Annotated in this window: 7 protein-coding genes and 1 pseudogene; 5 read left to right on the forward strand and 3 right to left on the reverse strand. The window is 64.4% G+C overall.

Annotation, left to right across the window (positions count from 1 at the left end):
- Positions 1 to 4: 4 nt before the first annotated feature.
- Together ACQP1T_RS13365 and ACQP1T_RS13370 are read right to left on the reverse strand one after the other, a co-directional pair.
- Positions 5 to 2149, reverse strand: a complete 2145-nt coding sequence (locus ACQP1T_RS13365) for a bifunctional 3-(3-hydroxy-phenyl)propionate/3-hydroxycinnamic acid hydroxylase (RefSeq protein ID WP_433760359.1) — start codon at positions 2147 to 2149, stop codon at positions 5 to 7.
- Positions 2146 to 3492 carry an amidohydrolase family protein gene (locus tag ACQP1T_RS13370; RefSeq protein ID WP_433760360.1) on the reverse strand — a complete coding sequence of 449 codons (1347 nt, stop codon included), beginning with the start codon at positions 3490 to 3492 and terminating at the stop codon, positions 2146 to 2148. Before ACQP1T_RS13370 ends, ACQP1T_RS13365 begins: the two co-directional genes overlap by 4 nt.
- 238 nt (positions 3493 to 3730) lie before the next feature.
- Between ACQP1T_RS13370 and ACQP1T_RS13375 the strand changes: the two genes are divergently transcribed.
- The 4 genes from ACQP1T_RS13375 to ACQP1T_RS13390 all read left to right on the forward strand — a co-directional run bounded on the left by ACQP1T_RS13375 (position 3731) and on the right by ACQP1T_RS13390 (position 7805).
- The gene (locus tag ACQP1T_RS13375) at positions 3731 to 4111 is read left to right on the forward strand and encodes an alcohol dehydrogenase catalytic domain-containing protein (RefSeq protein WP_433760362.1); all 381 of its coding nucleotides are present in this window, start codon (positions 3731 to 3733) and stop codon (positions 4109 to 4111) included.
- Positions 4108 to 6000 carry a DUF3500 domain-containing protein gene (locus tag ACQP1T_RS13380; protein WP_433760363.1) on the forward strand — a complete coding sequence of 631 codons (1893 nt, stop codon included), beginning with the start codon at positions 4108 to 4110 and terminating at the stop codon, positions 5998 to 6000. Before ACQP1T_RS13375 ends, ACQP1T_RS13380 begins: the two co-directional genes overlap by 4 nt.
- 30 nt (positions 6001 to 6030) lie before the next feature.
- A complete protein-coding gene (locus tag ACQP1T_RS13385; protein WP_433760365.1) occupies positions 6031 to 6816 on the forward strand; it encodes an HpcH/HpaI aldolase family protein in 786 nt (261 codons plus the stop codon).
- Between the two features lie 77 nt (positions 6817 to 6893).
- Positions 6894 to 7805 (forward strand): LysR family transcriptional regulator, encoded by a 912-nt coding sequence (locus tag ACQP1T_RS13390; RefSeq protein WP_433760366.1) that lies wholly within the window; start codon positions 6894 to 6896, stop codon positions 7803 to 7805.
- Positions 7806 to 7884: 79 nt separating this feature from the next.
- On the opposite strand, the pseudogene ACQP1T_RS13395 reads toward ACQP1T_RS13390, so the two are convergent.
- Positions 7885 to 8071 (reverse strand): annotated as a pseudogene (locus tag ACQP1T_RS13395) (hypothetical protein); the annotation flags it as partial.
- Between the two features lie 408 nt (positions 8072 to 8479).
- Between ACQP1T_RS13395 and ACQP1T_RS13400 the strand changes: the two are divergent.
- A complete protein-coding gene (locus ACQP1T_RS13400; protein WP_433762188.1) occupies positions 8480 to 11788 on the forward strand; it encodes a protein kinase domain-containing protein in 3309 nt (1102 codons plus the stop codon).
- Positions 11789 to 12392: the final 604 nt, after the last annotated feature.

The raw sequence follows: 12392 nt of genomic DNA on the forward strand, positions 1-12392 counted from the left end.
GAGGTCAGGAGAAGGTAAGCAGGTCGATGCTTTCGGTTCCCGGGTGGACGAGGATGAGACGGCCCCGGATCTCGAGGTCGACCTCGGGGCGGACGATGCCGAATGGCGGCGCGATGCCATAAGCGGACAGGTCGATCCGCCCGGTCGTCGTGGCGACGAGTTCGGGACCGTCCGGTGTGAGTTCGACATGGAGTCGCATTTCGGTCGTGGTGTCGCGAATTGTCAGCTTGCCGCTTACCTCGAGTCGCGCGGGGCCGCGACTGATGGCGTCGCCATGGAACGAAATCACCGGGTGCTTTCGAACGCCCAGGAAGTCGGGCGCGCACAGATGCCGGTCTCGCAGCCCGATACCGGTCGCGATGCTAGCGGCGTGAAGTTCCAGCAGCACCGTGGCCATTCCATCCTGGCCCCAGGTCATCGAGCCGGATGCTCGACTAAAACGGCCGGGTACCGGGAGCACCCCCCAGAGCCCGCGGGCGACGAACCTGATGTCCGCGGTTGCGGGATCGAGTTTCCAGACACCGGTCCGCTCGACGGCCTCGGTGTGTGCCTGACGGGGACAAGAAACCGATTCATTCGATATCTGCTGCACCAACTTCCGCACAGTGCTATCGAGCGCAGTCGACGAGGGATTCGCGCAGACATAGTGGTCGGGACGGAGTACGACGAATGGTTGCCGCCTGAAGTATGGGCGGGTCAGCTCATAGAGGTCTTCGAGGATCTGGGTCGGTGCGCCCGGATGGACGGGGCGCTGCCCCGGTGATGTCAGCGTTACGCAGGTCGCGCCCAAGACGTGCTCGGCGATGTGGCGGCCTTGTGTGCTCAGCGCTTGGCGTGGATCGGCGTCCCAGCCGATGATGCGCCAGCCAGAGCCCGAGACGTCATCGAGTCGATGCTCCGCTCCGCTGAACGTCCGCACGAGCGGTTGGGGAAACAGCCGGCCAACCGGCGAGCGTGGCGATGGTTGTGCCAACAGCAAACCACATCGGTACCGTGCCGGCGGGCGCCAGCGGCCTTGGCGAACGTGTTCCCGTAATGGCGGGACACGCAGGAGCGTCTCGGCGGTCGCGTCGCGAATCGCCGCCGCCCAGCGCGATTGCATGGTGACCAGATGACCCGCCCGGACCGACAGCTTGGTTATCGCGTCGGCGTGCGGACGCCGCTCGGCCTCATAGGTGTCGAGGATTCGTAGTGGCGCACCGGCGTTTACGACTGCCGCGATTTTCCAGGTCAGGTTCGTGACATCGCGGATTCCCGAGTTCAGACCCTGGCCGATCATCGGCGGCATCAGATGGGCAGCATCCCCGCACAGCAACACTCTCCCTACCCGCCAGTGATCGGCGCTCTTGGCTCGGAAGGTGTAGATGAGATGGCGCAAGATCTCCGCGGTGTCGGGATCCGCATCCTCAGCGATCACTCGCCGCGCGGCCCGTGGTGTAAGGATCTCGTCGGGGTCCTCCCAGGGCATTACCTTGCGTTCCCAGCGGTGCCCACCAGCGGCGAGTCGGCCCGTCAGGCGCGGCGCCGCCGGGTCCAGCGTCATCTGAAAATACGGAAGATGGGTGACCGGCTCCGGCAGCTTCGCGTCGATGATGAGCCACGTGTCGGTATATGCGGATCCGACGAGCTTGACGCCGATCGCTTCGCGGGTGGCACTGTTGGCGCCATCGCAGCCGACGACGAAGCGTGCACGCGCGTTACCGGTCCCGCCGTTGATATCACGAAACGTGAGTTCGACGCCTTCGTCGTCCTGGGTCAACCCGGTGAGCCGGTGACCCAGTCGGATATCGACATCCGGATACTCCGCAAGGGCCGCCCGAAGTTGCTTATCCAGCAACGGCTGATAGATCGCCGATATCCACGGATGCCCCTGGAGTTGCTCCGTCGGTAACGTCGTCGCGACAACCTTGCCGCGAGCCGACACCCACTGGGCGCCGGCCCCGAGGAGCATGTCGGGAGCCGTGCGCTCGTACACTCCCGCTTTCTGAAGCGTGCGCAGCGCTTCTCCGTCGAGAACGCCGACGCGCGGATTGGGATACACTTCGTCCTCGCGTTCGAGCGCCAATACCGTCAGCCCCGCACGGGCCAGCAGCAGCGCCGCCAACTCTCCGACCGGACCCAGGCCGATCACAGCTACGTCGAACGTCATGTCAGGTGGCGGCAACCGGTGAAAAGGATGTCGGTCGCTCGGGAACGGCTGATGAGGCCGGAGGCCGAACGTTCGAGTTCTTGTAGTACTGCGTCGACGTCGACGTCGAGTAGGTGCCCGTCGCGCTTGACGATGCGCCCGTCCACGATCACGGTGTCGACGTTGCTGGTGTCCATGTGCTGGACAATGGCGCCGGCCGCGTGATTCACCGGACCGGCGTTGAGGGTGCGGGCGTTGAGCGTGATGACGTCTGCCCGTTTGCCTGGGGTGAGAGAACCGACGAGATGGTCGAGATGAGCCCCCTGGGCTCCGCCGAGTGTTGCCATACGGAGGATGTCGCGCACCGAAATCGGCTGCACCGCAGGGGAGTCATTCTGCATCGCCGCTTGGATGCGACTGCGCTGCCAGTAGAAGGCCGCGCGCATCTGGGAGAAGAAGTCCACGGGTGCGATGCCCACGGTGTCGGTGCCGAAACTCGCCGGAACGCCATGTTCGAGGGCCGTCTGCAAGGCCGGTTCACCCATGGTGAGCGATTGCTCGGCACTGGTCGAGATCGATACCTTGCCGCCGGTCCGTTCGATGGCTCGCCATGCGGCGTCCTCGAGACCGAGGCAGTGGATGTAGGTGATCCAGGGACCGAGCAGTCCTTCCTTCTCGAACTCCTCGAGCGCATAACCCCAGCTCGCTTCGTTGACGTGCGCGAACACGGGCACAGCGAGGTCGCGGGCCAGCGCGAACAAATCCTCATCGATGTGATAGCCCAGTGCCAGGCGGACGAGTGTTGCGTCGTCGACCGCACCGGCCTTATCGATGAGGCGATGGATGTCCTCGGGATGGGCATAGGACGGGTCCGGCTCGTGATCGCCGAGCGAAGGCGAGAAGCTGAAGACGCACCGAATGCCGGATCGGCGGATTCCTTCGAGTGCGGCGTCGGTGTGTTCGGGAGTGTACGAGCATTGTGATGTGTCGACGACGGTCGTGGTGCCCGCGGCCAGGTTCTCCAGTGCCCCGCCGAATTGTCCCCAGTAGACGTCCTCGGGCGTGTACTGGTGGAACAGTGCGTCGGCTCCCGTCCGGGACTGCATGAAATAGTCCAGATCTGTCGCATCGGCCCAGTACGAGCGCAAGGCGGTCTGGAACATGTGGTGGTGGGAGTTCACGAAGCCGGGAAGCACGATTTTGCCCGCACAATCGAGCACCTGGGCATCGGCCTGTAAATCCTGACCCACCTCGACGATCTTGCCGTCCTCGATGAGCACATCGCCGCGTTCATGATCACCCAGTGTTTCGTCCATCGTGAGGACGATTCCGCCGCGTAGCAGCAAGCGACCGTCAGAGTTCATGAACGCCTCCCATCGGATACCTGGGGTGAGGAGTAGAGCACATCCATCATAGTGGTCACAGTGTTGCCGTTATTATGCTCGCTGTCAATGGTGGGAGAGCCGGAAGCGGGCGCCGGCAATCTGCGCCTCTATAGGCGTTGCCTATGCGTGTCTCGCGCTTCTGGTCTTGGACTTGCCGGCTACGGGGCCAACACAATCAAGGACCAACTGGTGTTCTGCTCGAACTGAAAGGTCGCAGATGCCCTCTGAGACAATGTTGGCTGCCGTACTCGGCGAGCCGGGGACGATCGCAACCACGCGGTTGCCTGTGCCCGAGGTGGGACCGGACGACGTCCTGGTCCGTGTGCGCCGGGCGTCGCTATGCGGTTCGGACCTCAAAATTCGCAGTCACAAGTTCTTCGGCGGTGGCGGGCCGCCTGCTGAAAACTTTGTCCCCGGCCACGAGTACGCGGGTGTGGTGGCCGCGGTGGGCGGCAATGTCGACGAGTTCTCGGTCGGTGATCGGGTCGTGGCCGAGGCGCATCGAGGTTGTATGCGATGCGTCAACTGCCTGGCGGGCTCCTATACCGATTGCCTGAATTCCGGAAAGCGGGAAAGGGGCACAGGTCGCAGGGGATGACGGTCGACGGCGGATTCGCCGAATATGTAAACAACCATGTGTCCACGTTGCATCTGCTTCCGGCTTCGGTGGATTTCGATGCGGCGGTAGTTCTCACCACCGTCGGCTCGGTCATGCACGCCTTCGATGTTCTCGGTTCCCTCGTTGTCGGCGCGAGTGTCGCTGTGATCGGTCCCGGGCCCATCGGGCTGCTTGCTGTTCAGGTCGCACGCCAACTCGGCGCTGACAAGGTGGCTCTGGTGGGTACCAGGGCCAGCCGGTTGAACCTCGGTGAGCAGTTCGGCGCCGACTTGGTGATCGACTCGCGCGCGCAGGACGCCGTTGCCGCGGTACGCGACCACACCGGCGGGTTCGGCGCCGATATCGTCCTCGAGTGTTCGGGTGCCGGGCCCGCTGTAGATCAGGCGATCCATATGGCCAAGCGGTCCGGCAAAGTCGTGCTCGTCGGCTTTTTCGCGGAGCCGGTGCTGGCCGACCTCAACCATGCCGTGATGAACGGAATCTCACTGCAAACCGTGCGTGGCGAAGGGACGGGCTCGGTGGCACGAGCCGTTTCCCTTGCAGGCCAGGGAAGGCTGAATACCGACGCACTCGTGACACACCATTTCCCACTGGAGGACATCGGTGAAGCATTCGACACCTATGCCGAACGCAGAGGCGATGCCATCAAGGTGATGCTCGACATATCCGACACGCGGAAGCGATCCATGGTCGGTAGCGTCCAGGATCCGGTGACGTCGAGTGCCGTGACCGACCCGAGGCAGGCAGTGGCCGCCGCGATGGAGGGCGCGGCCACCGCATGGTTGGCTGCGCTGGCCGCCGATCAGCGTGCCGCCGCGCTGTTCGATTCCCCGCTGCTGCCCGATGCCGACGCGGAGCGAGTGCGGTGGTACTACACGCCGACCGACCATGGCGGTCTGGCGTTGCGTCAGCAGTCGGCGCACCAGCAGAGCTTGGCGATGCAACTGGTGGCGTCGGGACTGTCGCAGGCCGGGTATGCCACCGTCTCGACTGTTGTCGGTCTGGAGAACGTCCTGGACCAGGTTGAAGGCTGGACGGCTCGCTGGGCGCGGGAACGGGGGCGCGACCCCGGGTTGTACTGGATCAGGGTTTTCGGCGTGCCGGGCGGCCCGGTATGGGGTTGGAGCTTCGGCGGTCACCACATTTCGCTGAACAACCTGATCGTCGACGGCCGCCTGGTATCGACGACCCCGTGCTTCATCGGCGCCGATCCGGCGAGCACATTATTGCTGGGTGGGGCGCCGCTTCGCCCGCTCGGCGGGATCGAGGATGTCGCACGGAACCTGGTCAGGTCCTTCACCGCGGAACAGCGCAAACACGCATTGCTGCACGAGTCCGCGATATCGGACATAGTTTCCGGCAACCGCGCCCGTGTGACACACGGCGACACCATGATGCATATGCAGGATCTATGGCGCGGCCAATTCGAGGACCCCGCGCTGAATAAGCTTGTCGATGACATCGACGAGCGCGCGGAACAGGCCAGCGGCTACACCGAAGCCGATCACGCCGCCCTGGCGATTACCGTGCCGCCCAAGGGTATCTGTGCGCGAGACCTCGATTCCACGCAGCGTGCCGACCTCCGGCGACTGATCGCGTTGTATACCGGCCAGGTCACGACCGCAATAGCAGAGCTACATTTCGCGCGCTACGCAACCGACGTGGTACTCGACGTCACCTGGTTCGGCTGGGCGGGTGGCATGGCACCGGATCATCCCCATTATTACCGGATACAAGGCCCTGACCTTTTGATCGAGTACGACAACACACAGCGTCAGGCGAATCACGCGCATGCCATATGGCGGGATCTGTCCGCGGACTTCGGCTTCGACACCCTTGCCGAACATCGGAAACATCACTCCCATTGAGAGGCCGCTCCTGGCCCGGAAATGAGCACGATGACGAATAATTCGACGAACGGCGCGACTGGATTCGCCGAGCGGTTGCGGTCCAAGCGGCGGACCATCGGCTACTGGGTGGTGTGCGACAACCCGGTGGCCACCGAGCGGATCGCCATGTCCGGCTATGACTTTGTCTGCCTCGACGCCCAGCACGGGCTGCTCGAATACCGGGGCCTGCTGGCAGGTATCACCGCGATCGACGCAGCGGGTACGGCTGCGCTCGTCCGGGTGCAGGCCAATGATCAGTTCTGGATCTCCCAGGCGCTCGACGCGGGTGCTCGCGGCGTCATTGTTCCGATGATCGATACGGCGGCTGAGGCCGCAGCGGCGGTGGCGGCCTGTCGCTTTCCGCCGTTAGGTGTCCGTAGTAACGGGGCACTGCGCGCAGGCCTGCGAATCGGGCCGTCACCGGCCGAGGCCAACGCCGAGATCGCTTGCGTGGTGATGATCGAGACCGCGTCCGGGCTCCGCAATGTCGACGAGATCGCATCGGTTCCCGGAGTCGACGCCATCTACATCGGACCATCGGATTTGCGCTTGTCGCTCGGCGGCACCAGTTCCACCGACCCCTCGGTCGACGCCGAGTTCGACGAGGCCGTCCGCACCGTGCTGAAGGCGGCCCAAGCGGCGGGAAAAGCTGTGGGCATGCATTGTCCGGACGGCGTCACCGCCGCCCGTCGGCTGGCCGAAGGCTTCGACTGGGTCAGTATCGCCAACGATCTGGTGCACCTGGAGCAGACTGTCAAAATCCATCTCGCACAGCTGTCCAACGGCTGCGACTAGCCGATCCGCGCACATTCCAGCCCCGAGACACAGGCCCCCGTAGACAACGCCGATGCGGGCTCGTAGCGTGCGCAGTCGTGAATCTACGACGGCTTCACTATTTCGTCGCGGTGTGTGAGTTGGAGTCGTTCACTGCGGCGGCTGAGCGTTTGTTCATCGCCCAGCCTTCACTTTCCCAGCAGATAAAGCGTCTGGAAACAGATCTGAAGGTCGCGCTGCTCGACCGCACGCCGCAGGGTATTCGGCCCACTCCCGCGGGCCGGGCCCTGCTTCCGATGGCGCGAGATATTCTCGCCGCCGTCGAGAGGGCCGAACAAGCAGTTGATGATGCGCGGACCGGTCAACGAGGCGATCTGGAGGTGCTCACCGTCCGATCGGTGGCCAACGGCATCCTTCCCGCAGGGATCGCCGTCTGGCACGAAAGGTTTCCCGAGGTCGTGCTGGAGATCAAGGATTACCCGCATGCCGAATCGATGGAGGCTGCGTTCCGTGACGGTGAAGGCGATCTGGCGATCGGTCCTCGAACGGGGTTCTCCGGCGCCGATGTGGGCTCCATCGGGTTCGAAGAACTGGTCCTTGTCGTCGGGCCCGACAGTGGTGTATCGACCGACGCGCCGCTGTCACTGGCGGATCTGAAGGGCCACCAGTGGGTGCTGTTCGACAAGGAGAACGGGTTGACGCGGGTCATCAGAACACTCTGCGCCGCAGCCGGATTCGAACCGATCGCCGCGGTCTGGACCGCGCAGGTCCAGGCCGCATTGGAGCTGGCGTCCAGCGGTGTGGCGGTTACGCTGGTCCCCGACAATGCGGTACGCGGGGAATATCGTCGCTTCGCCCGATCTTTGACACCGCCGATTTACCGCGAAATCTGCGCGTACTCCCGACCCGGTTCTCGATATCTGTCCGATGTCTACGTCGACATCCTGTGCCGTGCCCAGTCGCGACTGTTGGCGCGAGCCGATCTCCCGCAGTCCTGTTCCCTCACCTGAGTCGTTTTACGGGCGCGACAGGCTGTCCGAATCAACGCACCAGCGGTCACCCGAGGCTTCATGTGTGTGGCCGCTGGTCTCACCGTGTGTCGGGTTCGCGTTCGTCCTGCGCGGTACTGGCCCGTGCGGCGACCAGCGGATTGATGCGGTAATCGACCAGTTCGCGCATAACCAGTGCGGTACTGTTTGACGCCTTTGATGTCGAGGATGTGACCAGCCACCCTGTAGAGGTCATCCGCGTCGCGTGCTGCCACGTGAATGAGCAGAGTCACCGTCCTCGACGGCCACCCGCACAGGCTGGCGTTCCTGTCCGGGATCAATCGAGTGCGCCACGCGGCACTGGGGTCTGACGGTTCGGGCAGGTCGGCTCACTCGACGATGTCTACCGGCATCACGGCATCGACTCCGACAGCATTGCGCGCCGCTCACGATCTACTGTGACCGAGCTCCGCAAGAGTGCGCCGACTGACGCGGCATTTGAAGGAGTCGCCAGGGCGGTGTGGCGAGCGAGTTCCACCGCTTTCCGGCCGAGGGCGATCTCTGCTGAAGGCCGACAATGCGCGGCCCGGAAGCGCGGCCCATGCACTGTGGTCGGCGATACGCTGGGCATTGTCGAAAGGTAAGCGCATGGTGTCCGGTGTTCGTGCACGTGCGGAGTGGATCGCACACTGCTGATGGTCGGCGACGATCCGCCGCGGACCCGCCGTGATGTGAATATGCCCGTCTCGGTGGAGTTGAGCGCGTCCGGGTTCGAGGACGCCGAAGAGATCGGCCGTGGTGGTTTCGGTGTGGTGTATCGGTGCACGCAGGTGGCGTTGGATCGCACGGTTGCGGTGAAGGTGCTGACCGCCGAGTTGGACGAAGACAACCAGGAGCGGTTTTTTCGCGAGCAGAAGGCGATGGGTCGGTTGACCGGGCATCCGAATATCGTCACGGTGCTGCAGGTGGGTGTCACCGCGAGCGGGCGGCCCTATCTGGTGATGCCATATCACCCGTTGGATTCGCTGGATGCGTGGATCCGTCGCGAGGGGGCGATGCCGGCGCAGACCGTGTTGTGGGTCGGGGTGAAGATCGCCGGCGCGCTGGAGAGTGCGCACCGATTGGGGATCGTGCATCGGGATGTGAAGCCGGGCAATATTCTGCTGACCGATTACGGTGAACCGGCGTTGACCGATTTCGGTATCGCCCGCATCGTCGGCGGGTTCGAGACGGCGACGGGCGTCTTGACCGCGTCCCCGGCGTTCACCGCCCCCGAGGTGCTCAGTGGCGAGTCGGCGACGGCGGCTGCGGATGTCTATGGGCTGGGTGCGACGTTGTTCTGTGCGTTGACCGGGCATGCGGCGTTCGAGCGTCGTAGTGGTGAGCAGGTGGTGGCGCAGTTTTTGCGGATCACCAGCCAGCCGGTGCCGGACCTGCGCGAGGGCGGTATTCCCGATGATGTGGCGGCGGTGGTGGAGTCTGCGATGAACCGGGATCCGCAGGCACGCCCGACGGCGGCGGAGGTCGGCGAGGCCTTCCGGCAGGTACAGCGTCACCACGGGTATCAGGTGGGCGATATGGCCCTGTACGGCACACACGCTGCCGCCCCCGGGCCGCAGGAGCACATGCCGTCGATGCCGGAATCGACCCCGCGGCAGGTCGAAGAAAGTCACGGCAGTCCCGGCGAGTTGCCGCTCGAGCTGACCAGTTTCGTCGACCGCCGCACCGAGACGGCGGAGATCAAGAACCTGCTTTCGGTATCGCGGTTGGTGACCTTGGCGGGGATCGGTGGCGTCGGCAAGACCCGGCTGGCGTTGCGGGCGGCGTCGAATGCGCGACGCGATTTTGCGGATGGGGTGTGGATGATCGAACTGGCCGATGTGCGCGACCGGGTACTGCTGGTCGATGTCGTGGCGGCCGGTATGGGCCTGCGCGACGATTCGGCTCGGCCGATGCGGCAACTGCTGGTCGGGTTCCTGCGTTCCCAGGAGGTGCTGCTCGTTCTGGACAATGGCGAGCAGATTGTGGATGCGTTGGCGGAGCTGGTCGAGGAGTTGTTGCTGGGGTGTCCGGGTGTGCGGATTCTGGTCACCAGCCGTGAGCCGTTGGATGTTGCCGGGGAGGCGGTGTTGCGAGTGCCGCCGTTGGCCGTTCCGGACGCTGGCGGTGCGCCGACGCTGCGGGGACTGCCCAGATACGATGCGGTGAGTTTGTTCGCCGAGCGCGCTTCGGCGGTCGTGCCGGGTTTCGCGGTCACCGAGGAGAACAAGGCCGCTGTGGTCGGGATCTGTTCGCGGCTGGACGGGTTGCCGTTGGCGATCGAACTTGCCGCGGCGCGGATGCGGGCCATGTCGCCCGAGCAGATCCTGGAGCGGCTCGTCGATCGGTACGCGCTGCTCACCCGTGGTAGTCGCAGCGCACCGAGGCGGCATCAGACGTTGCGGTGGTGTATCGACTGGAGCTACCAGTTGTGCACGCCGGTAGAGCAGCGGTTGTGGGCCCGGTTATCGGTGTTCGCCGGTGGGTTCGAACTCGATGCCGCCGAGCAGGTGTGCGATGTGGGTTCAGCTGAGGATCTGTTGGACGCGTTGTCGTCGCTGGTGGACAAGTCGATTGTGCTCCGCGACGAACTGGATGGCGTCGTGCGTTTCCGGATGCTCGAGAGCGTGCGTGAATACGGGCGCGAGCAGTTGCGAGAGTCCGGCGAATACCGGGATCTGCGTCGGCGACACCGCGATTGGTGCCAGCGGTTGGTGCAGGATTCCGTGGACGATTGGTTCAGTGAGCGCCAGCCCGACTGGCTGGCCCGCCTCGATCGCGAGCAACCCAATCTGCGGGAGGCACTCGAGTTCTGTTTCTCCGAGGACAGTGCCGCCTCGGCCGAGGCCGGGCTGCGCACGGCCAACACGCTGTTCGGGTTCTGGAGCTTTCGGGGTCTCTACGGTGAAGGTCGACGGTGGCTCGACCGCGCCCTGGCCAACCCCGACGCCGGCTCGATACCCGACCGCATCAAAGCGCTCGAAGCCTGCATTCTTATGGCCGCGACGCAGCGGGACCTTCGATCGGCCGCTTCCCTGCTGGAGCAGGCGCGCGCACTCGCCGAGCAGGATCCCACTCCCATGAACCAAGCGCTGATCGCCTACGCCACCGGCGCCGTGGCGCTTTATCGGGATGAACCTGCTCGCGCGGTCCCCTTCTTCGAGCGTGCCGTGGAGGTGTTCAGCTCGAATCGGCGGGGATACCTCCACGTCTCTGCGTTGATGCTGCTCGGTTGGGCCCACGCAGCGCAGGGCGATATACCGCGGTCGATCGAATATCAGGAGCAAATGCTGGCCATCACCGAAGAATGCGGTGAATCGCTTTATCGGTCGTCTGCGCTGTGGGGGTTGGGCCTTGCCGCATGGCAGCAAGGCGAGCGCTCGCGCGCACAACTGCTGCTGCGGGAATCGCTGCGAGTCAACCGGCGGATACGCAGCCCTGTCGTCGCGGCGTTCGATCTCGAGGGGCTGGCCTGGACCCTCGAAGCTGGCGATGGTGAGCGCGCGGCCGTGCTGATGGGGGCAGCGGAGAATCTGTTGAGAGCCTCCTCCGGGTTTTCTGTCTTCCCGCAGCTGTCTCACGTTCACGACGAATGCGAGCGCATGGTGCGTCGTGCGCTCGGGGAACGACGATTCGACGCCGCGTTCCGGCGCGGCCGGGCCATGGGGCACAACGCTGCTGTGACCTACGCCCTGGGGGAGTCGACAATCGCCGCCGCGCCCGCTTCACAGCTGACAATAACCAAGCGCGAACGGCAGGTCGCAGACCTTATTGCCCAGGGACTCACCAATAAGCAGATCGCCGCGAAATTGGTGATCTCGCTACGCACCGCGGAGGGGCATGTGGAACATATCCTGAGCAAACTCGGATTCACCTCCCGTGCCCAGATTGCGGCCTGGGTCGCGGACGAGGCCCAGCGCGAGAGTTCTCGACCGCACTCTTCATATAAGGACCTGGGACGGTAACGGTCGTCTTTGCTCCGCGAACCATCGCGCTGTCCGCGGCCGGTGACGCGATTCCGCTGACCTACCGGCAATTCGGCGTCTTGGGACTTGCGGTGCCCTGGGTTGTTGGGTCTCCGGGTATGCCATGGAGATTCAGGTCTAACCGCACCGATTCAGGTGAGGGCCGTTGCAGCACTGGGAACTCCGCGATCTCGGTTGCTGTTGCTGGCTCTCGGCCGGCTCTCGGGTCATATGGTGTGTGGCTGATGCCGTCGAGGCGACCAGCCGCTGCGAGCCGAACCAGGCGGCGGCGTAAGTGCCAGACGAGACGACGGGGCCTCCGGACGAAGTGCAGGAAACGTCGGACCGGAACCGGCACGGAACCAGGCCGCAGTGCAGAGGTTCCCGCCCTCGGACGAGCCCGGGCGAATGCCGAGAAAGCTTGCAGGGCAGGGCATCTGAGTCACGCGATCCTGCAGATTAGTTGCTGAAGGGCCCGAATACGGGCCGCTGGGCCGCCAGGGTTTGTCATCCAGGCGGCTTGTGGCTTCGCGGGTGGCTGAGGCGATTGCGCCCGCGAAACTTGTCAGTATTCTCCGAACTTCCTGGATTGGAACTGCTCCGC

It is taken from the genome of Nocardia sp. CA-135398 (genome assembly GCF_050955845.1).
In the GTDB taxonomy this organism is placed as follows: domain Bacteria; phylum Actinomycetota; class Actinomycetes; order Mycobacteriales; family Mycobacteriaceae; genus Nocardia.

Coding starts and splice junctions, on each gene's coding strand:
- ACQP1T_RS13365 (WP_433760359.1), bottom strand. CDS start 2,149: ATGACGTTCGACGTAGCTGTGATCGGCCTGGGTCCGGTCGGAGAGTTG.
- ACQP1T_RS13370 (WP_433760360.1), bottom strand. CDS start 3,492: ATGAACTCTGACGGTCGCTTGCTGCTACGCGGCGGAATCGTCCTCACG.
- ACQP1T_RS13375 (WP_433760362.1), top strand. CDS start 3,731: ATGCCCTCTGAGACAATGTTGGCTGCCGTACTCGGCGAGCCGGGGACG.
- ACQP1T_RS13380 (WP_433760363.1), top strand. CDS start 4,108: ATGACGGTCGACGGCGGATTCGCCGAATATGTAAACAACCATGTGTCC.
- ACQP1T_RS13385 (WP_433760365.1), top strand. CDS start 6,031: ATGACGAATAATTCGACGAACGGCGCGACTGGATTCGCCGAGCGGTTG.
- ACQP1T_RS13400 (WP_433762188.1), top strand. CDS start 8,480: ATGGTCGGCGACGATCCGCCGCGGACCCGCCGTGATGTGAATATGCCC.